The organism is Lentzea flaviverrucosa (genome assembly GCF_003350445.1).
Classification (GTDB): domain Bacteria; phylum Actinomycetota; class Actinomycetes; order Mycobacteriales; family Pseudonocardiaceae; genus Lentzea; species Lentzea californiensis.
Window position 1 is genome coordinate 17,431 of the sequence record NZ_QQAU01000015.1, and the last position, 18,394, is coordinate 35,824.

Below are 18,394 nucleotides of genomic sequence, written 5' to 3' on the forward strand. Positions count from 1 at the left end.
TCCGAGCCCACCAATCAGAGAGCCGTTTTTTGGCTTTTCGTGCTGTTTACGGGCGGCTGAACACGATCTTGCCCGCCGTCTCGCCGTTCAGCATCGAGCGCAGGCCCTGCTCGGCGTCCTCGAACTTCAGCTCCGCGCCGATCTGCGGCTTGAGACCGTTGATCGCGCAGAACCGGATGAGGTCGCCCAGTTCCTCGCGCGTGCCCATGGTCGAGCCGACCACGCGCAGCTGCAGGAAGAACAGCCGCTGGAGCTCGGCCGCGGAGGCGTCACCGGACGTCGCGCCGGAGATCACCACGATGCCGCCGGGCTTGAGCGCCTTCATCGAGTGCGACCAGGTGGCCTTGCCGACGGTCTCGAACACCGCGTCGACCCGTTCGGGCAGCCTGGCGCCGGACTCGAACACGTCGTGGGCGCCGAGGGTGGTGGCCAGTGCGCGCTTCTCCTCGGAACGCCCGGTGACCCACACGCGGAACCCGGCGGCGCGACCGAGCTGGATCAGCGCGGTCGACACACCACCCGAGGCACCCTGCACGAGCATCGTCTGGCCGGGGCGCAGACCGGACTTCACGAACAGCATCCGGTACGCGGTCAGCCACGCCGTGCCCATGCACGCGGCCTCGGCGAACGTGAGGTCCGCGGGCTTGGGCAGCGCGTTGCGGGCCGGCACGACCACGTGGTCGGCGAACGTGCCCTGGTGCTTCTCGGTGAGCAGCGAGCGCTTCGGGTCGAGCGTCTCGTCGCCGGTCCAGTCCGGGTCGCCGATGACGGAGTGCAGCACCACCTCGGTGCCGTCGTCGAGGACACCGGCACCGTCGCAGCCCAGGATCATCGGGAACTGCTCGGACTTGATGCCGACACCGCGCAACGTCCACAGGTCGTGCATGTTGAGGCTGGCCGCCTTGACCGCGACGCGCACCCACCCGGCGGGAACCTCGGGATCGGGGCGCTCGCCGACGCGGAGCGAGGCCAGCGGGTTCTCAGGACTGGGTTCTGCTGCGTAAACGGCGAACATGGTTCGCAACATACCCACCTGGATCGTGGCCAAATGCCGTGACACCGGTCACGAGACTAGGCTGAGGTGCGTGGACTGGCTGGTGCAGTGGTGGGACGGGGTCGAGCTGTGGGTCGTGCAGCTGCCCGTCGCCGTGCAGTTCCCCGTCGTGATGGTCGTGGTACTCCCGCTCTGCCTGGGCGTGGCGCGGCTGATCGACCGGGTCGCTGACTGGGGAGCCAAGAACCCGGCGTCGATCCCCGACGCCGAGCCCGAACCCGAACCCGAGAAGGTCGCCGCGTGAGCCCTGGTCGTCGCCTGACCGTCGCACTGGTCGGGCTCCTCGCGCTGGTCGTCATCGGGTGGTTCGTCAAGGACAACTCGGCGGGAACGCCGCCGGAGAACACCACGAAGCCGGTGGTCACGAGCGCGGCGCAGGCCGAGACCGTGCCCGGCTCGAACTCCGGGCTGGACGTCGAGGCGCTGTCGAAGCTGCCCGCCGAGGCCGGCAAGACCTGGAAGCTGATCGAGGCGAACGGGCCGTTCCCGCACCCGCGCAACGACGGCGTGACGTTCCAGAACCGGGAGAAGCGGCTGCCCGCCAAGAGCTCCGGGTACTACAAGGAGTACACCGTGCCGACGCCGGGAAGTCCCGATCGCGGCGCGCGCCGTCTCGTCACCGGTTCGGAGAAGGAAGTCTTCTACACCGGCGACCACTATTCGTCGTTCGTCGTCGTGGACGTGAAGAAATGAAACGGCGCATTCTCGTTTCGGAGAAGTCCGCCGCGATCTCGGCCATTGCCGCCGCACTGGACTTCCCCGAGTGGTTCGGGCAGAACCTCGACGCCCTGTACGACAGCCTGACCGACCTCTCGTGGCTGCCCGAGGGTGAATACGTGCTGGTCGTGCCCTCGGGGCTGGATTCCTCGGTCCTCGAGGTGCTGCGTGACGCCGCGAAGCAGACCGCTGAATCAGGTGACCGGAAAGTGCGCGTGATTCGCACGGAACGGTGACTGGGGCTGCGGTGGTGGCGTCCGGAGTGGACAGTGCACTGCCATGGGAACGCAATTCCGCCGCTTGAGCTGTGTGCTCGGCGTCGTGGCGGTCGTTGGAGTGCTTTGCCCGGCGGTGTCGTTCGCCGGTGACCCCGACTGCACGCAGGAGGGGGCTTTCTCGCCGTTCGAGACGATCGACGGCGACAACCCCGTGACCATGCGGAACGGCCGTGTGGTCGAGCTGCGTGCGTCGAACAAGTCCCAGTGTGCCTGGGCCCGCATCTCCCACGGCACGCCCGGCGAGGAGATCTGGGCGGATCGCAAGGAGCCCTCGGCCAACGGGCACGAGGGCTTCCTCGGCTACACCAGGATCGACTCGGGTTCCGCGAAGTACACCGAGGCGTTCAAGAACGACGGCAAGGTCATGCGGGCCTGCGGTTCCTCGCAGGGCATGATCGAGTGCACCGGCTGGTTCTAGCCTTCCGCGGGCACCCAGGACGGCTTGCGCTTCTCCTTGAAGGCCGTGATGCCCTCCTGGCCCTCCGGGCCGCCGAAGTGCTGCGCCGACAGCTTGAGCATGTCCGCGAAGACCTCGCCGAGGTTCGTGGACCGCTCCTGCTGCAGCATCTCCTTGGTGGCCGCGAGCGCGTTGGGGGCGCCGAGCGCGAGCATGTCCGTGTAGCGGCGGACCTCCGCGTCGACGTCGTCGGTCGCGGAGTTCAGCAGGCCGATCTCGACCGCGCGCTTCGCGTCGAACGTCTCGCCGGTCAGGAACAGCTCGTGGGCCTGGCGGGGGAGCAGGCGCGGCAGCACGGTCACCGAGATGACGGCCGGCACGACACCGATCCTGACCTCGCTGAACGCGAACGTGGCCCCGGTGGCGGCGATGGAGATGTCGCACGCCGCGACGATGCCGACGCCACCCGCGCGGGCCGGGCCCTTCAGTGCCGCGACGACCGGCTTCGGGCTGGTCCAGAGCTGTTCGAGGATCGCGGGGAACTCGTTGACGCCCTGGTCGCCCGCGCTCGCGCCGGCGGCCTCCTTGAGGTCCATGCCCGAGCAGAACACGGAGCCCGTGTGGGTCAGCACGACCACGCGCACCTGATCGTCGTTCGCCGCGCTGGTGAGGTGCTCCTTGAGCTCCCGGCGCAGCTGCGAGGACAGCGCGTTGCGGTTGTGGGGGGAGTCCAGCGTGATCGTCGCGATGCCACGCTGCACCTCGTAGTGGACCAGCTCGTCTGCCATGTCGCTGACCTTAGCTTCCGGGTCTGTTGACAGCATGCTGTCAACTATGACAGTCTACTGTCATGACACAGACGGTGTACCTCGCTCTGGCCGACCAGCTCGCCGACTGGGAGTACGGCCACGTGGCCGCTCAGGTGAGCCTGCAGCAGTTCCAGCGGCAGCCGGGGCGGTACGAGCTGCGGACGGTCGGGCTGACCACGGACCCGATCCGCACGGTCGGCGGCGTGCGGATGCTGCCGGACGTCGCCGTCGAGGACGTCTCGGTGCAGGACGCGGCGATGCTCGTCCTGCCGGGCGGTGACGGGTGGGAGTCCGGTTCGCTGGCGGCGTTCGGCAAGCTCGCGCGGCGGTTCCGCGAGGCGGGCAAGCCGATCGCGGCGATCTGCGGGGCGACTGCCGGGCTGGCGGCCGAGGGGCTGCTCGACGACGTGCCGCACACGTCGAACTTCCCCGAGGCGCTGGGTTCCTACGGCGGCGCGGCGCTTTACCGCGACGAACGTGTGGTGCGCGCTGACGGCGTGATCACGGCAGGCGGTGCTTCCTCGCTGGAGTTCGCCCGCGAGGTGCTGGCGGAGCTGGAGACGTTCTCGCCGGGGACCCTGCAGGCCTGGTACGAGTTCAACCGCGACGACTCCGCCGAGGCGTTCGGGAAGCTGGTGGCCGGTGTCCAGGGCTGAGCAGGCGTCCAGGACCGAGTCAGGCGATGTGCTGACCGACGTCGTGATGAGGACTTTCCGTTTGTACGGGGCGTTCCTCGACGCGGCCGAGGTGATGACGAAGCCGGTCGGCCTGACCGCGGCGTGGTGGCAGGTGCTCGGCGCGGTGCTGCGCGAACCGTTGTCCGTCTCGGGCATCGCACGGGAGATGGGACTGGCGCGGCAGTCCGTGCAGCGGATCGCGGACCTGTTGGTGGACAAGGGTTTGGCGGAGTACCTGCCGAACCCGGCGCACGCCCGCGCGAAGCTGGTCCAGCCGACCCCGGAGGGTTTCGCCGCCATCGAACGGTTGCGGGACGCGCAGTACGAGTGGGCCAACCGCGTCAGTGCGCAGGTCTCGCTGGAAGACCTGCGCACGACGCTCGCCACGATGACCGCTCTGGTCGCGGCTACTTCCTGATGCCCGGCAGGGGGTGGGGCATCGGGATCGCTAGCCGATCGTGGTCGTGGTCAGCACGGGACTGGGGTCCGGGTAGCCCTTCGCGGCGGCGTTGATCGGGAACCCGATGACCGTGACGACGGCGGTGAAGGTGAGGCCCGGGGCGTCGTAGCTGGTGCCACCCAGCTTCGTGGTGATCGTCCCGGTGCCGCCCGCCTGGAGGTTGATCGTGACGGTCGGCAGTTCGAAGTCCGCGCCGCCCTTGATCGGACCGGGCACGCTCAGCACGACGTCGTTGCCCTGCAAGGCAACCGTCGGCGTGCCGCCCAGTCCCGCCCCGCCGGACAGCGACGCGGACCGGAACGTCGAGTTGGCGGGCACCGGCAACTTCAGCGCGAGGCCCTTGATCTCCCGCACCTGCCGGCCGCCGGCCTCGGTCGGGATCTTGTTGGGCGCGGGGTCGATCGTGACCTGGAGGGTGCCGCCGGGTGCGACGGTCGCGGGCGCCGCCGCGTCGACGCCCTGGTCGAGCGTGAAGTCCGACGACTGCCCGGCGGCACTCGCCCGGAGCTTGTAGGTGATGGTCTGCGGAGCTGCTGCTGACGCGTTCACGGCGAACATCAGCATCGGTACCAGTGCGGCTGCTGCGATTCCGGCTAGCTTCATGGCCTCTCCCCGATGAGTGGACGAGGGACACTTCCAGCACGCGGCGTAATCACCTGACTACTCATGAGTAGGTTTCACGTCAACAGTTCACACTTCACATCGCCCGAACGGCGCTGTGGATTCGATCTTGTGGCGGCGGCCGGAAGTGGTGTGCGGCAGCGGTTGGGCTCAAATGTGCTAGGCTGTGCGCATAGCCTTCGCCGCTAGGTGGAGGAAGTGAGCCCACGTGCGCGTCCGGACGGTCGCTGCCTGGGCTTCGCGCTTTCTAGAGCTGGCCCAGGTCGACGACGGTCCCTGTGATGGGCGCGATCCGCCGCTTCCAGTCGCTGCCAGCGCCGTGGCACCAGGCGAGTGCATCGCTGATCCACAGCGCGGGCTCGGAGGATGACTGGATGTGCTCGTACACCAGCCCGGCATCGTGGGCCTTGGTCCTGGTGCCGATCACCAGCCGGTCGCGCCCGTTGGCCACGGGGTCGCGTGAATCGAGCACCAGGCGGGTGACGCCGACACCGATGGCGTCGTCGACCAGCAGCGGTAGGAGCTTCGACCGAACTTTCTCACTCTTGCCGCGCGCAACATAGATGTTGACCACGAGGTCGCAACACGCAAGCTTGTCGGCGACCAGCTTGCGCCGGGCGGGTATCTCGGTCTTGAAGTGCACACGCCGACAGCCGGGGAGCAGAAGGCCACGCATCATCGAGCGCGTGGAGTGCAGAGCATTCGGAGCGATCAGGACGGCTGCCATCAGGTAGCCGCTCCGCTCCGACTCGTCGACGAACATATGCTCCAAACAGGATCGCAGGTGACACCGACAAATCCCGTTCGGGTGCTTGCGCGTAAATCAAGGACTTGCTTGCGGCGCAAGCTAAGCGGCGACCGTCTGACGAGCCAGGGCGAAGTCGTACCGGTCCAGCACGAGCTGCGCGACCTCCACGTCGTCACCCAACGGCCGCGCCACGACGGCGTCGCCCGCGAGCCTCGCCACCTTGTCCGGCAACAACCCCGGCGCCAGGAACCACGACGCGACAGCGATCCGAGAAGCGCCGCGAGCCTTCAACCGCTCGACAGCCTCAGGCACGGTGGGCGACGCGATCGACGCGAACGCCGCCTCCACCCCGGCCCACCCGGACTCCCGGGCCCACCGCCGGGCCACGCGGGCCACGGCCTCGTTCGCCGGAGCGTGCGACGACCCGGCGCCGGCCAGCACCACACCCAAAGACCGGTCCCCGAACGAGACCCCGGCCTCGGACAGCCGGCGCAGAGCCGCCGACTCCAGCCGCGGATCCGGTCCGAGCACGTCCGTCACCACAGCGGGTACGCGGGTCTCGGCCACGGCGGCGGGAACGTCGACGCGGGCGTGATAAGCCTTGCCCAGCAGCAAAGGTACGACCACGGCGGGTCCGAGCAGCACGTCGTCCAACCGCGGCGCGCACAGGTCCAGGAAGCACCCGCGGACGTCCAGTTCGGGCCGCAGAGAGCGCACCACGTCCAGCAGCGCGTGAATCGACGCGGCGGAACGGGGATCGCGGCTGCCGTGGGCGACGGCGACCAGGGGAATCACAGCGCCCCCGTCAGTCCGCGGGACCGCAGCACAGCGCGTTCCAGAGGCCGGAACAGCAGCAGTTCGATCCCGATGCCCACCAGCAGGATCAGGAAGATCGCGGCGATCACCATGTTGATGTCGTTCAGCGACGAGCCGTTGTGCAGGTACTGCCCGAGGCCGACGCCGAGTTGGGGCGACGTCGCGATGATCTCCGCGGCCATCAGCGACCGCCACGAGAACGCCCAGCCCTGCTTCAGGCCGGCCAGGTAGCCGGGCAGGGCGGCAGGAAGCAGGATGTGGCGCGCGGAGGCCAGGCGACCGGCGCCCAACGCCCGTCCGACGCGCGGGAGGAGCGGCGGGATCTGGTCGATGCCCGCCACCAGGCCGTTCGCGATCGACGGCACCGATCCCATCAGCACCACGAAGTAGATCGTGGACGGCGTCACGCCGAACCACAGGATCGCCGCCGGGACCCAGGCCACGGAGGGAAGTGACTGCAGGCCGGTCAGCAGCGACCCGATCGCCGCGCGCACCACCCGGACCTTGGCGATCAGCAGACCCAGCGGTGTCGCGATCACGACCGCCGCGAGGAACCCGAGCACCGCGCGGTGCAGCGAGGTCCACAGGATGCCGAACGCCTCGCCGGTGGAGATCGAGCGGACGAGCTCGTCCCACACGTCGACCGGGGCGGGGAGCTGGAACTCGGGCAGCAGGGCCGAAGCCCACAACGCCTGCCACACGCCCAGGAGCAGGGCGAAGGCGATGATGGGTGGCACGCCCGTCTTCAGGAACCGGCGCCAGACCGGCGCTCGATGTGCCTCTACCGGCACGTCGAGCGCGTCGAGGCCGGCGCCGACCTTGTCGAGCGTGTCAGGAGGCGTGGCCACTGATGACCTCTCGCAGATGGGTGTTGATCTCGTCGAGGACCTCGGCGGTGTCGGTCTCGGAGTCCGTGACGTCCCACTCGCGCACGACGCGGCCGGGACGCGAGGACAGCAGCACGACGCGCTGACCGAGGCGGACGGCCTCGCGCACGTCGTGCGTCACGAAGATGACCGCGGTGTTCGTGGTCTCCCAGACGCGCAGCAGTTCGCTCTGCAGCACGTCCCGCGTGATGGCGTCGAGGGCCGCGAACGGCTCGTCCATCAGCAGCAGGGCGGGAGCGCCGTCCGGGGAGACGGTGGTGGACGCCAGCGCGCGGGCCAGGGCCACGCGCTGACGCATGCCGCCGGAGAGCTCGTGCGGGCGCTTGTCCGCGACGTCGCCCAGCCGCACCAGTTCCAGCAGCTCCAGCGCGCGGCGCTTGCGCGCCAGGCGGCCGACACCGGCGAAGCGCAGCGCCAGCTCGACGTTGCGGGTGGCGGTGAGCCACGGCATCAGAGCGGGCTCCTGGAACATCACGGCCGGTCGTGAGGTGTTGAGCTGCAGCTCACCGGACGTCGCGGCGTCGAGGCCCGCGACGATGTTGAGCAGTGTGCTCTTGCCGCAGCCGGACGCGCCGAGAAGACACACGAACTCGCCGGGCTTGACCCGCAGGTCGACCCCGTCGAGCGCTACCACGGCCGAGCTGCCGTGGCCGAACACCTTCCGGACTCCGGACAGTTCAACGGCAGTATCCACAGTGGACGGAACAGTGGTCTCGAGCGTGGCGGTCATGGTCGTGTGCCTTCCCTCGGCGTCGAAGACTTACTTCTGGTCCAGTCCGGCTGCTTGCACCTGCGGCTTGCCCTGTGCCTGGAGAACCTTGTTCAGCAACGTGAAGTCGGCGTACCCGGCGACGTTCGCGGCCTCCTTGGCCACGCCCGCCGTCACGGCGTCCTTCGCGAGCTGCGGGAAGTGCTTCGCCTGCGCGTCGGTCGTGAGCTCGATGTTGTCCCACGCGGCGTCGAGGACCTTGTCGCCGAGCTTCTTGGACGTGAGCTTCTCCAGCGCGGCGTTCACGGACTTCTTGGCCTCGTCGGAGTTCGCCTTCGCCCAGTCGATCGCGGCGACGTGACCCTTCAGCACGGCCTCGACCGTCTCCGGGTGCTCCTGCAGGAACTTCGTCCGCACGATGACCACGGTGGTCGGGAACGCCCCGCCGTCCCACAGCGTCTTCTCGTCCAGCAGCACCTTCGCGCCCGCCTCGGCGACGATGCGCGCCGACCACGGCTGCGGAGCCCACGCGGCCTGGACGTCGCCCTTCTTGAACAGGTCGAGCGTCGCCGCGTTCTCCACGTTCTGCACGGTGACCTGGCCCGTCAGGTTCTTCTCCGCCAGGTACTTCTTCAGCGACACGTCCTGCGTGTTCGCGAGCTGCGGCGTGGCGACGACCTTGCCCTTGAGGTCCTCGATCGAGTTGATCTCGGGCTTCACCACGAGCTGCGCACCACCCGAGGTGGCACCCGCGACGAGCTTCACGGCCTCGCCCTTGGACTTCGCGTAGGCGTTGATCGCCGGGCCGGAGCCGATGTACGCGATGTCGAGCGACTCGCCCAGCAGGGCGTTCACCTCGTCGGGACCCGCGTTGAACGTCTGCGTCGTCAGCTTGGTGCCGCCGAGCTCCTTCGCGAACAGGCCCTGCTCGACGCCGATCAGCGCGGCGGCGTGGGTGACGTTCGGGAAGTACCCGAGGCGGACCTCGGCGGCGGCACCCTTGGACTCGGCGGCGGGGGTGTCGGAGGAACCGGCGCGGCTGCAACCGGACAGGGCTGTCAGTGCGATCAGTGCGACGGCGATGGCGGGCTTGAGGTTCACGGGAAATGGGCCTTTCAGGGACCAGGGGAGACGAGGGCGTGAGTGTCGGGGGCAGCGGCGCTGCCCCCGGTACAGCTCTCCACGCCGTCCTCAAGCAGCGGCAGCGGAGCCCCGACCAGTCCGGCGGCGAGCGTGGAACCGTCGCTCGCGTCGATCACCAGGAAGGACCCGGTGCGCCGACTGAAGCTGTAGTCGTCCAGCGGAACGGGCTCCGCGAGTCGCAGAGCCACCCGGCCGATCTCGTTGAGCTCCAGCGAGCTGGGGCTGTCCACACTGGACAGGTTCTGCTCGTCGAAGCGGTCGCGCAGGTCGGTGACCATCGCCTGCACGGTGCGCGTGCCGTGCTTGACGAGGACCCGGGCGCCGGGTCGCAGCGGCTTCTCCGCGAGCCAGCAGAGCGTGGCGTCCAGCTCGTCGGTGACCGTGGGCTCGTTGCCCGCCACCGAGATCAGGTCGCCGCGCGAGATGTCGATGTCGTCGGCCAGCAGCAGCGTCACGGACTGGCCGGCCGCCGCCTCGGTCAGTTCGCCGTCCGCCGTGTCGATCTTCGTGACCGTCGAGCGACGGCCCGACGGCAGCACGACGATCTCGTCACCCGGCTTGACCGTGCCGGCCGCGATCAGACCGGCGTAGCCCCGGTAGTCGAGGTGCTCGGCCGTGCGCGGGCGGATCACGTACTGCACCGGGAAGCGGAACGGGGCGTCGTGCGGGTCGGGCTCGACCGGCACGGTCTCCAAGTGCTCCAGCAGGGTCGGGCCGGAGTACCAGGGCGTGTTCGCGGACTTGTCCACGACGTTGTCGCCCGCCAGCGCGGACACCGGGATCTGGACGACCGCGTCCTCGGTGTAGCCCAGGGCCGTGGCGTGCGCCGTGAACTCCTTGGCGATGCGCGAGAACGTCACCTCGTCGTAGTCCACGAGGTCGATCTTGTTGACCGCCAGGACGAGCCGCGGCACGCCCAGCAGCGCGAGAACCGCCGCGTGGCGCCGGGTCTGCTCGATGACGCCCTTGCGCGCGTCGACGAGCAGGACCGCGAGCTGCGCGGTGGAGGCGCCGGTGACGGTGTTGCGGGTGTACTGGACGTGACCGGGGGTGTCCGCGAGCACGAACGACCGCTTGGGCGTCGCGAAGTAGCGGTAGGCCACGTCGATCGTGATGCCCTGCTCGCGTTCCGAGCGCAGGCCGTCGACCAGCAGCGACAGGTCCGGGGTCGCGAGACCGCGGTCGGCGCTGGCGCGGTGCACGGCGTCGAGCGTGTCGGCGAGCACGGACTTGGTGTCGTACAACAGCCTGCCGACCAGCGTGGACTTTCCGTCGTCCACGCTGCCCGCCGTGGCCAGCCTCAACAGGTCGCTCATTTAGAAGTAACCCTCCCGCTTGCGGTCTTCCATGGCGGCCTCGGACAGCCGGTCGTCGGCCCGCGTGGCGCCGCGCTCGGTCAGTCGTGACGCGGCAACCTCGGCGATCACCGCGTGGATGTCGGCGGCGTCGGACTCGACGGCACCCGTGCAGGAGCCGTCGCCGACCGTGCGGTAACGAACCGTCTTGCGCAGCAACGTCTCGCCGTCGCGCACCGTGCCCCACGGGCCTTCGGCGAGCCACATGCCGTCGCGCAGGAACACGTCGCGCTGGTGCGAGTAGTAGATGTCCGGGAGCTCGATGCCCTCGCGCTCGATGTAGTTCCAGACGTCGAGCTCGGTCCAGTTCGACAGCGGGAACACGCGGACGTGCTCACCGGCGCGGTGCCGGCCGTTGTAGAGGTTCCACAGCTCCGGGCGCTGGCGCTTCGGGTCCCACTGGCCGAACGCCGTGCGCAGGCTGAAGATCCGCTCCTTGGCGCGCGCCCGTTCCTCATCCCGGCGTCCGCCGCCGAAGACCGCGTCGAACTTGTGCTGCGTGATGGAGTCCAGCAGCGGCACGGTCTGCAGCGGGTTGCGCGTGCCGTCCGGGCGCTCCTCCAGGCGGCCGTCGTCGATCCAGTCCTGGACCTTCGCGACCTCCAGGCGCAGGCCGTGCTGCGCGACGACGCGGTCGCGGAACTCGATGACCTCGTCGAAGTTGTGCCCGGTGTCGACGTGCAGCAACGGGAACGGCACCGGCGCCGGGTAGAACGCCTTGATCGCGAGGTGCAGCAGCAGCGTCGAGTCCTTGCCGCCGGAGAAGAGGATCACCGGCCGGTCGAACTCACCCGCGACCTCGCGGAAGATGTGGATCGCCTCGGATTCGAGGCGTCCCAGGGTGTCCAGAACTGTGCTGGCCCCGTTCTTGGAGTTCATCCGTGCAACCCACATTCCGTCTTCGACTGGCCGGCCCACCGGCCGCTGCGCGCGTCCTGTCCCGGCAACGGCTTGGCGGTGCACGGCAGGCAGCCGATGGAGGGATAACCCTCCTGCACCAACAGGTTCTCGAGGACGCCCTTCTCGCGGATGTAGGCGTTGAACTCGTCGTCGCTCCACGGCGCGATCGGGTTGATCTTCACCAGGCCGTTGCGCTCGTCCCACTGCACGATCGGCGTGTTCGCCCTGGTCGGGGCGTCCACCCGGCGCACGCCGGTGACCCACGCGTCGTACTTCGCGAGCTCGCGGCGCAGCGGGATCACCTTGCGCAGGTTGCAGCACTTCGCCGGATCCGACTGGTACAGCAGGCCGAACTCCGCCTCCTGGTCCGCGACGGACTGCTCGGCGGCGGCGTTGACGACGCGCACCTCCGGGTAGACGACACCGACGGCGTCACGCACGCCGATGGTCTCCGGGAAGTGGTAGCCCGTCTCCAGGAACAGCACGTCGAAGTTCGGCTTCACCTTGGCGGCGAGGTCGATCAGCACGGCGTCCTGCATGTTGGAGGCGACGATGTAGTTGTCGCCGAACGTCCGCGCGACCCACTCCAGCGACTCTTCGGCGTTAGCGTTCTTCAGCTCCAGTTCCGCGGCCTCGGCGACGATCTTGAGGTCTTCCTTGAGATCGCTCACTTCTTCACCTCCTGCGGCAGGTTGAGCCCGACGAACGAGACCTTGAAGACGCGGCGGCACCCGGTGCACAGCCACGCGTAGCTGGGTTCCTCCTGCGGCCGGAGGTCCTCGTCACCGCAGTAGGGGCAGTAGAACGGCGTCGCGCGTTCGCTCATCGCAGCGAGCTCTCTTCCGCCCGGCCGACCCACTGCGCGAACCGCTCGTCGGTCTCGCGCTGGGCGACGAAGTTCCGCACGACCCGCTCGACGTACTCGGGCAGTTCGGCCGCGGTCACCTTGTGGCCGCGCAACTTCCGGCCGAACCCGGCGTCGAGGCCGAGACCGCCGCCGAGGTGCACCTGGAAGCCCTCGACCTGGTTGCCCGCCTCGTCCGTGACGATCTGGCCCTTGAGGCCGATGTCCGCGGTCTGGATGCGGGCGCAGGAGTTGGGGCAGCCGTTGATGTGCACGGTGATCGGCGCCGTGACACCGTCGACGATGTCCTTGAGGTTGGCTTCGAGCTGCGTGACGAGGTCGAGGGCACGCGCCTTGGTCTCGACGATCGCGAGCTTGCAGAACTCGATGCCGGTGCAGGCCATGATGCCGCGGCGCCACGGCGACGGGTCGACCTGCAGGCCCAGCTTGGCGAGGTCGCTCTTGAGCGCCGGGATCTCGGCCTCGGGCACGTCCAGCACGATGATCTTCTGCTGCGGCGTGAAGCGGACGCGGCCGGAGCCCGCCCGTTCGGCGAACTTCGCGACCTCGACGAGGATCGAGCCCGAGACCCGGCCCGCGACGGGCGCGGCGCCGACGTAGAACAGGCCGTCCTTCTGCTTGTGCACGCCGATGTGGTCGAGCTGCTGGTCCAGGGTCTCCGGCGCCGGGCCGTCGATCATCTTGCGCTTGAGGTACTCGTCCTCGACGACCTGGCGGAACTTCTCCGGGCCCCAGTCGGCGACGAGGAACTTGATGCGCGCGCGGTGGCGCAGGCGGCGGTAGCCGTAGTCGCGGAAGACGCTGATGACGGCTTCCCACACGTCCGGCACCTCGTCGAGCGGCACCCAGGCGCCCAACCGCTTGCCCAGCATGGGGTTCGTGGACAGGCCGCCGCCGACCCAGAGGTCGAAGCCGGGTCCGTGCTCGGGGTGGTTCACGCCGACGAACGCGATGTCGTGGATCTCGTGCGCGACGTCCTGCAGACCGGAGATGGCCGTCTTGAACTTGCGCGGCAGGTTGGAGAAGCGCGGGTCGCCGATGTAGCGCTCGAGGATCGTGTCGATCGCCGGCTGCCCGTCGATGACCTCGTCCACGGAGATGCCCGCGACCGGCGAGCCGAGGATGACGCGCGGGCTGTCGCCACACGCCTCCATCGTCGTCAGGTTCACGGCTTCGAGCTTCTGCCAGATCGTGGGAACGTCCTCGACCCGGATCCAGTGGTACTGGATGTTCTGCCGGTCGGTGATGTCCGCGGTGTCGCGCGCATAGGTCTGCGAGATCTCGCCGAGGACCCTCAGCTGCTGCGTGGTGAGCGCACCGCCGTCACTGCGGACGCGCATCATGAAGAACTCGTCGTCCAGCTCCTCCGGCTCCAGCGTGGCCGTGCGGCCGCCGTCGATGCCGGGCTTGCGCTGCGTGTACAGGCCGTACCAGCGGAACCGTCCCCGCAGGTCGGCCGGATCGATCGAGTCGAAACCGCCGTGGGCGTAGATGTTCTCGATGCGGGCGCGGACGTTGAGCGGGTTGTCGTCCTTCTTGCTCCGCTCGTTGGGGTTCAGCGGCTCTCGGTATCCGAGTGCCCACTGCCCCTCGCCGCGACGCTGCTTGGCACGCGGTGACGTCTGCGGCGTGGCCATCGCCATCCTCCGGGGTTTCGAGGCGCTCAGTGCGCGTGCGAGCCCGGAGGTGCTTGTGGTGGGGGCCTCGTCAGCGCGCCGAGCGCTGACGGGAACAAATCAGCGCGCGGTCATGCCGAACGACGGCACATCGCGCTGGAGACACGACGGAAGTCGACGTGGCGGCGGGCCACGAGGCGGACTCCAGTCGAATGCATGACCTCAGTGTGCATGCCGTCCAGTGCGTGGTCCACCGCCAACCGAATGCTGGGATTGACGAGGGGGAGTTGACATCCTAGGCTGGTTTCACTCCGTAGTATTTCTGTCACCGACAGATACTTTCCCTGGTCGAACACCGCCATTCGGGCCGTGTAGGGGACACTGGGAGTCATGCCCTCCGCTTTGCCCGATGGCGAGCCCGCGCCCGCCGACGGTTCGCTCCCCCCTTCCGCTCTCGCCGGTGTCGGCACGCGCCCCTTCGGCATCTACGTGCACGTGCCGTTCTGCGCGACCCGTTGCGGCTACTGCGACTTCAACACCTACACGCCCGGTGAGCTGGGTTCCTCCGCGTCACCGGAGTCGTGGCTGGAGGGCCTGCGTCGCGAGCTGGACCTGGCCGCCTCTGTTCTGGGGACCGCTCCGCCGGCCGAAACCGTGTTCGTCGGCGGCGGTACGCCTTCCTTGTTGGGCGCCTCAGGTCTCGGCGAGGTGCTGGACGCGGTGCGGCAGTCGTTCGGCCTGGCCCCCGGCGCCGAGGTGACGACGGAGTCGAACCCCGAGTCGACGTCCGTGGAGTTCTTCTCCGGCATTCGCTCGGCGGGCTACACGCGCGTGTCGCTGGGCATGCAGTCCGCGGCCCGGCACGTTCTCGCCGTGCTGGACCGCAAGCACACACCGGGCCGGCCGGGTGAGGCCGCGCTGGAGGCCCGCGCGGCCGGGTTCGAGCACGTGAACCTCGACCTGATCTATGGCACACCGGGGGAGCGGCCCGCGGATCTGGCCGCGTCTCTCGACGCCGTGCTGGCCGCGGGCGTCGACCACGTGTCCGCCTACGCGTTGATCGTGGAGGACGGCACCGGCCTGGCCCGCCGCATCCGCCGCGGCGACCTGCCCATGCCCGACGACGACGTGCTGGCGTCGTCGTACGAGATGGTCGACTCGGCGCTGAGCGGCGCCGGGTTCTCCTGGTACGAGGTGTCGAACTGGGCGACGTCCGTGGAAGCCCAGTGCCGGCACAACGTCCTGTACTGGAAGGGCGCCGACTGGTGGGGATTCGGCCCCGGCGCGCACAGCCACGTCGGCGGCGTGCGCTTCTGGAACGTGAAGCACCCGGCCCGCTACTCGTCTCTGCTGGCCGAGGGCAAGTCACCCGCCGCCGGCCGCGAGACGTTGTCGGCCGAGGACCAGCGCGTCGAACGGGTGCTGCTGGAACTGCGCCTCGCCGAAGGCCTGCCGATGGACGTGCTGGACGAGGCCGGCCGCGAGGAGGCCAAGCAGGCGATCGCCGACGGGCTGCTGGAGCCGTACGACGACCGCTGCGTGCTGACCGACCGCGGACGACTGCTCGCCGACGCCGTGGTCAGGCGGCTGCTGCCCTGATCAGCGGGCGCGCAGGTCGTGCTGACTGCGCACCTCGGTGATCTTCTGGTCTTCTTTGTCGTACGTCACGGTGCCCCACCAGAGCCCGTCCTCCCTGCGGGTCTCCTCCCAGACGACCGAGCCCTTCCACCACTCGTCGGCGCTGAGCACCAGGCATGGTTTGCCGGGTGGCCGCAGCCACACCACGTTGTCCACGTTTGGACCCTAGCGAGCGGCACCGACAAAAACGGTCGAGCGAGCCTGCTCGTAGAACCACTGCAAGGTCTCCCGCACGATGGCACGCGTCTTGGGGTCGAGTAGTGCCTTGACCGGGAAACTCGGCCGCTTCTCGATCTTCGCTGCGGGGAGATCGACGCCAGGTGCCGCGTTCAGCCGGTGCCGGAGTTCCTCGCGCAGCACGACCTGGTCGAACGGCGGCCGGCCCAGCATGTGCTGGAACACCACCTCGACCCTGCCGCTCGGATAGATCGCGAACGGCCAGATGTTGCCGCCCTGCTCGTCCTTGTCCCGTGCGAAGAGGAAGCACGACGTCTCGCTGCGGCCAGAGCCGTACCCGAAGTCGCCACCGATTTCATCCCAGAACTCCAGCACGTCCAAGACCGCCGATGCGACGTCGTTGCCGTGTTTGTCGTGCAGTTGTTCGGAGAATCGTTGCGCCGGTTCGTCGGCCCACGCCGGGTCCAGGCCGCTCGCCTCAGCGAGTTCCTCGAATGAGATGCGCTGGTCGGGAGAGGCGTGGCCGTGTTCGTCGAACTCCAGTCCCTCTGCCCGCAGCGCGTCGAAGGAAACGCCGTCCGGCAGACCGCCTGCCTGCAGGACGCGGTGTGCGTTGGGCGTCTGGACGGTGCCGAGCCGGGCGATGACCGCCGGCGTGGTGGTGCCGATGATCACCGCGAGATCGCCTGCGGTCGTCCACGACCCCGCGGGCAACGCCGCCAGCGCCGTGTTCATCAGGTTCCATTGTACGTTCGCGCCCGGTGCCGTGCCCGCCAGCGGGCCCGGCCACGCGGCGATGATCCGTTCGGCCAGCGCGTCGGCACGGGCGAGGATCTGCGGGCGGCTCCACTCCGCCTGCTCGGCGATGTGCTGGTTCATCACGAGGCCGCTCTTGGCGAGCCGTGTCCTCTTCGCGTCGAACGCGCTGTTGCTCAGCTCCGAGTTGTAGCCGGTCAGCGTCAGGTTGCCGAGCGTGTGCACCAGAGCGTTGTGCACCTGCTCGTAGTTCTCGCCGGGCTCCAGGTCCGGGCTGACGGACTGTTCCCATTCATCGGTCGAGGTCTGCGGCAGGACGTGTTCGATCGTCAGCGAGGTGAGGTCGACGGGTTCCTTGCTGCCGTGCTCCGTTTCCAGCCAGCGCAGGATCGACGTTCGCTGGTTCGCCCTGCCGTTCAGGTAGTACGGAGCCGTGCGGATGAGAGCACGGATCTCGTTGTCGTCGGCGTAGTGCTTCCGGCCTGTCGACAGGTAGGTGTGCACTGCCTGATCGACGGTTTGTGCGCGGTCCATCTCGGCCACGAGCTGAAGCAAGATCCGGTTGATCCCGGCGGTCGCACGGCCCGTGACCTGGCGCCGGACGAAGAAGCTCTCGACGTACAGCATCGCCGAGGCGATCTCGTCCGAAGACGCGGTGCCGTGCTTGCGTCGATCGAGCAGGTGCAGCAACAACGGATAAACCGTTGTGGTGCCCCATTCCTTCAGCCGCTGAAGCCTGGTGCGCACACCCGCGTCGGACTCGGTCTCCGGATGCAGGATCGTGTGGAGCAGTGCTCCGAGGGTGCACAGCCTGGCCACCTCGGCCTCGATGGCCTCCTCGCCGTCGAGACGGTCGAGGCGAGCCTGCTGACCCGCGTAGGTGTCGGTCTGCTTGATCCGCGCGTCGCGCTGGACGAGGTCGAGCCAGAAGAGCAGTTCGAGGTTCTTGGGTGTCTCCAGCTGGTTCTGCAACGAGAGCCAGAGCGACCGGTAGACCTGCTCGCCGCGGGTCGGCAGCCGCATGAACAGGTAGTTGCGCAGCAGGTCGGCTTGAGTGAGCGCGGCGCCGGTGTTGTTCAGCGACTCGAAGATGCGGTGTGCGTTGTCGCCGGGGTGGGTGGTGATCGACACCAGCGCCAGGCCGCTGATAACGGCGTCTTCGAGTCGCTCGATGTCGAACGGGTCGTCGGGGTCGTCCAGCTCGACGAGCTTGGTCGCGAAGAACCGGTAGGCGGCGCCTACGCTGTCACGTCCGCCGGCGTGAGGGGTCGAGTCCACGCACGCCTGGTAAGCCTCGCGGTCGGTCTGCGTCGGCAGGACCTTGAGTCGCTGCGCCTCGGGCTTGTACGGGTTCGTCAGGTAGAGGTCGTTCATCCGGCCACGGTGGATCGGATCCTCGTGGGTGGCGCGGTGGTCACGGATGGCGCACAACAACAACGTGAGTGTGGTGAGCCGTTGCTGGCCGTCGACAACCAGGAATTGCGGCACGCCAGTCGGACCGTTGCCGGGACTCGGCGCGAGGACGACCGAGCCGATGAAGTGGGTGGCCGACTCCTGGGCGACGCGGTCCTCGGCCAGCCCGACGATGTCGTCCCAGAGCTGCGAGAGCTGCTTTTTCTCCCAGGAGTAGGTGCGCTGGTAGAGCGGAACCCGGTACTGCTTCGAGCCTTCCAGCAGATGCTGAAGCGTCGTTTCGTTCGCGGTGACCACTCGCGAACGCTATTCGGGGGAGATCGTCCGTGGGTTCTTTCGGCTCCTTATCACCCGAACG

At 68.6% G+C, this 18,394-nt stretch carries 22 protein-coding genes; 7 read left to right on the forward strand and 15 right to left on the reverse strand.

Annotated features, from left to right (window positions below):
* Window positions 1-46: 46 nt before the first annotated feature.
* The gene (locus DFR72_RS35305) at window positions 47-1,015 is read right to left on the reverse strand and encodes a quinone oxidoreductase family protein (RefSeq protein ID WP_090070583.1); all 969 of its coding nucleotides are present in this window, start codon (window positions 1,013-1,015) and stop codon (window positions 47-49) included.
* A gap of 70 nt (window positions 1,016-1,085) precedes the next feature.
* On the opposite strand from DFR72_RS35305, the gene DFR72_RS35310 reads away from it, so the two are divergent.
* From DFR72_RS35310 to DFR72_RS35325, 4 genes are read left to right on the forward strand one after another with little or no spacing between them, the layout of a single operon-like run.
* Entirely contained in the window at window positions 1,086-1,298 is a 213-nt protein-coding gene (locus DFR72_RS35310; protein ID WP_090070585.1) for a hypothetical protein, read from the forward strand.
* Window positions 1,295-1,747, forward strand: a complete 453-nt coding sequence (locus tag DFR72_RS35315; RefSeq protein WP_090070587.1) for a guanyl-specific ribonuclease — start codon at window positions 1,295-1,297, stop codon at window positions 1,745-1,747. The genes DFR72_RS35310 and DFR72_RS35315 overlap by 4 nt, the downstream gene beginning before the upstream one ends.
* Entirely contained in the window at window positions 1,744-2,007 is a 264-nt protein-coding gene (locus DFR72_RS35320) for a barstar family protein (protein ID WP_090070589.1), read from the forward strand. Before DFR72_RS35315 ends, DFR72_RS35320 begins: the two co-directional genes overlap by 4 nt.
* 43 nt (window positions 2,008-2,050) lie before the next feature.
* Entirely contained in the window at window positions 2,051-2,467 is a 417-nt protein-coding gene (locus tag DFR72_RS35325) for a DUF2690 domain-containing protein (RefSeq protein WP_114773875.1), read from the forward strand.
* Here DFR72_RS35325 and DFR72_RS35330 read toward each other — a convergent pair.
* Entirely contained in the window at window positions 2,464-3,234 is a 771-nt protein-coding gene (locus DFR72_RS35330) for an enoyl-CoA hydratase family protein (protein ID WP_090070594.1), read from the reverse strand. The genes DFR72_RS35325 and DFR72_RS35330 overlap by 4 nt on opposite strands.
* Before the next feature lie 62 nt (window positions 3,235-3,296).
* On the opposite strand from DFR72_RS35330, the gene DFR72_RS35335 reads away from it, so the two are divergent.
* The gene (locus DFR72_RS35335) at window positions 3,297-3,911 is read left to right on the forward strand and encodes a DJ-1/PfpI family protein (protein WP_177224629.1); all 615 of its coding nucleotides are present in this window, start codon (window positions 3,297-3,299) and stop codon (window positions 3,909-3,911) included.
* The gene (locus DFR72_RS35340; RefSeq protein WP_245983768.1) at window positions 3,898-4,350 is read left to right on the forward strand and encodes a MarR family winged helix-turn-helix transcriptional regulator; all 453 of its coding nucleotides are present in this window, start codon (window positions 3,898-3,900) and stop codon (window positions 4,348-4,350) included. The genes DFR72_RS35335 and DFR72_RS35340 overlap by 14 nt, the downstream gene beginning before the upstream one ends.
* A gap of 30 nt (window positions 4,351-4,380) precedes the next feature.
* Here DFR72_RS35340 and DFR72_RS35345 read toward each other — a convergent pair whose 3' ends face one another.
* The 11 genes from DFR72_RS35345 to DFR72_RS35395 all read right to left on the reverse strand — a co-directional run bounded on the left by DFR72_RS35345 (window position 4,381) and on the right by DFR72_RS35395 (window position 14,073).
* Window positions 4,381-4,995, reverse strand: a complete 615-nt coding sequence (locus DFR72_RS35345; RefSeq protein ID WP_090070596.1) for a hypothetical protein — start codon at window positions 4,993-4,995, stop codon at window positions 4,381-4,383.
* A 265-nt stretch (window positions 4,996-5,260) separates the two neighbouring features.
* A complete protein-coding gene (locus tag DFR72_RS35350) occupies window positions 5,261-5,776 on the reverse strand; it encodes a hypothetical protein (protein WP_090070598.1) in 516 nt (171 codons plus the stop codon).
* Window positions 5,777-5,860: 84 nt separating this feature from the next.
* A complete protein-coding gene (locus tag DFR72_RS35355) occupies window positions 5,861-6,556 on the reverse strand; it encodes a sirohydrochlorin chelatase (protein ID WP_090070600.1) in 696 nt (231 codons plus the stop codon).
* Window positions 6,553-7,425 (reverse strand): ABC transporter permease, encoded by an 873-nt coding sequence (locus DFR72_RS35360; RefSeq protein WP_090070602.1) that lies wholly within the window; start codon window positions 7,423-7,425, stop codon window positions 6,553-6,555. Before DFR72_RS35360 ends, DFR72_RS35355 begins: the two co-directional genes overlap by 4 nt.
* Window positions 7,409-8,194: an ABC transporter ATP-binding protein gene (locus DFR72_RS35365; protein WP_090070604.1), complete on the reverse strand. Its 786-nt coding sequence runs from the start codon at window positions 8,192-8,194 to the stop codon at window positions 7,409-7,411. Before DFR72_RS35365 ends, DFR72_RS35360 begins: the two co-directional genes overlap by 17 nt.
* A gap of 30 nt (window positions 8,195-8,224) precedes the next feature.
* Window positions 8,225-9,274 carry an ABC transporter substrate-binding protein gene (locus DFR72_RS35370; protein ID WP_090070608.1) on the reverse strand — a complete coding sequence of 350 codons (1,050 nt, stop codon included), beginning with the start codon at window positions 9,272-9,274 and terminating at the stop codon, window positions 8,225-8,227.
* Window positions 9,275-9,288: 14 nt separating this feature from the next.
* Window positions 9,289-10,632, reverse strand: a complete 1,344-nt coding sequence (locus DFR72_RS35375; RefSeq protein WP_090070610.1) for a sulfate adenylyltransferase subunit 1 — start codon at window positions 10,630-10,632, stop codon at window positions 9,289-9,291.
* Window positions 10,633-11,550 carry a sulfate adenylyltransferase subunit CysD gene (cysD, locus tag DFR72_RS35380; RefSeq protein WP_090070612.1) on the reverse strand — a complete coding sequence of 306 codons (918 nt, stop codon included), beginning with the start codon at window positions 11,548-11,550 and terminating at the stop codon, window positions 10,633-10,635.
* A complete protein-coding gene (locus DFR72_RS35385) occupies window positions 11,547-12,242 on the reverse strand; it encodes a phosphoadenylyl-sulfate reductase (protein ID WP_090070614.1) in 696 nt (231 codons plus the stop codon). The genes cysD and DFR72_RS35385 overlap by 4 nt, the downstream gene beginning before the upstream one ends.
* Window positions 12,239-12,397, reverse strand: a complete 159-nt coding sequence (locus DFR72_RS35390; RefSeq protein ID WP_030472080.1) for a hypothetical protein — start codon at window positions 12,395-12,397, stop codon at window positions 12,239-12,241. Before DFR72_RS35390 ends, DFR72_RS35385 begins: the two co-directional genes overlap by 4 nt.
* Window positions 12,394-14,073, reverse strand: coding sequence for a nitrite/sulfite reductase (locus DFR72_RS35395; protein WP_090071036.1), 1,680 nt, complete (start codon window positions 14,071-14,073; stop codon window positions 12,394-12,396). The genes DFR72_RS35390 and DFR72_RS35395 overlap by 4 nt, the downstream gene beginning before the upstream one ends.
* Window positions 14,074-14,442: 369 nt before the next feature.
* Here DFR72_RS35395 and hemW point away from each other — a divergent pair, with 369 nt between their 5' ends.
* Window positions 14,443-15,651: a radical SAM family heme chaperone HemW gene (gene hemW / locus DFR72_RS35400; RefSeq protein WP_090070617.1), complete on the forward strand. Its 1,209-nt coding sequence runs from the start codon at window positions 14,443-14,445 to the stop codon at window positions 15,649-15,651.
* On the opposite strand, the gene DFR72_RS35405 is transcribed toward hemW, so the two are convergent.
* On the reverse strand, window positions 15,652-15,846 hold the full coding sequence (locus tag DFR72_RS35405; RefSeq protein ID WP_090070619.1) for a hypothetical protein: 195 nt from the start codon (window positions 15,844-15,846) through the stop codon (window positions 15,652-15,654).
* 9 nt (window positions 15,847-15,855) lie between these two features.
* Window positions 15,856-18,333, reverse strand: coding sequence for a DUF262 domain-containing protein (locus DFR72_RS35410; protein WP_090070621.1), 2,478 nt, complete (start codon window positions 18,331-18,333; stop codon window positions 15,856-15,858).
* Between the last annotated feature and the right edge of the window lie 61 nt (window positions 18,334-18,394).

What these genes read in the sequence shown, in the direction of transcription:
- DFR72_RS35305 (WP_090070583.1), bottom strand. Translation starts at nt 1,015, where the DNA reads ATGTTCGCCGTTTACGCAGCAGAACCCAGTCCTGAGAACCCGCTGGCC.
- DFR72_RS35320 (WP_090070589.1), top strand. Translation starts at nt 1,744, where the DNA reads ATGAAACGGCGCATTCTCGTTTCGGAGAAGTCCGCCGCGATCTCGGCC.
- DFR72_RS35325 (WP_114773875.1), top strand. Translation starts at nt 2,051, where the DNA reads ATGGGAACGCAATTCCGCCGCTTGAGCTGTGTGCTCGGCGTCGTGGCG.
- DFR72_RS35330 (WP_090070594.1), bottom strand. Translation starts at nt 3,234, where the DNA reads ATGGCAGACGAGCTGGTCCACTACGAGGTGCAGCGTGGCATCGCGACG.
- DFR72_RS35335 (WP_177224629.1), top strand. Translation starts at nt 3,297, where the DNA reads ATGACACAGACGGTGTACCTCGCTCTGGCCGACCAGCTCGCCGACTGG.
- DFR72_RS35345 (WP_090070596.1), bottom strand. Translation starts at nt 4,995, where the DNA reads ATGAAGCTAGCCGGAATCGCAGCAGCCGCACTGGTACCGATGCTGATG.
- DFR72_RS35350 (WP_090070598.1), bottom strand. Translation starts at nt 5,776, where the DNA reads ATGTTCGTCGACGAGTCGGAGCGGAGCGGCTACCTGATGGCAGCCGTC.
- DFR72_RS35365 (WP_090070604.1), bottom strand. Translation starts at nt 8,194, where the DNA reads ATGACCGCCACGCTCGAGACCACTGTTCCGTCCACTGTGGATACTGCC.
- DFR72_RS35375 (WP_090070610.1), bottom strand. Translation starts at nt 10,632, where the DNA reads ATGAGCGACCTGTTGAGGCTGGCCACGGCGGGCAGCGTGGACGACGGA.
- cysD (WP_090070612.1), bottom strand. Translation starts at nt 11,550, where the DNA reads ATGAACTCCAAGAACGGGGCCAGCACAGTTCTGGACACCCTGGGACGC.
- DFR72_RS35390 (WP_030472080.1), bottom strand. Translation starts at nt 12,397, where the DNA reads ATGAGCGAACGCGCGACGCCGTTCTACTGCCCCTACTGCGGTGACGAG.
- DFR72_RS35395 (WP_090071036.1), bottom strand. Translation starts at nt 14,073, where the DNA reads ATGGCCACGCCGCAGACGTCACCGCGTGCCAAGCAGCGTCGCGGCGAG.
- hemW (WP_090070617.1), top strand. Translation starts at nt 14,443, where the DNA reads ATGCCCTCCGCTTTGCCCGATGGCGAGCCCGCGCCCGCCGACGGTTCG.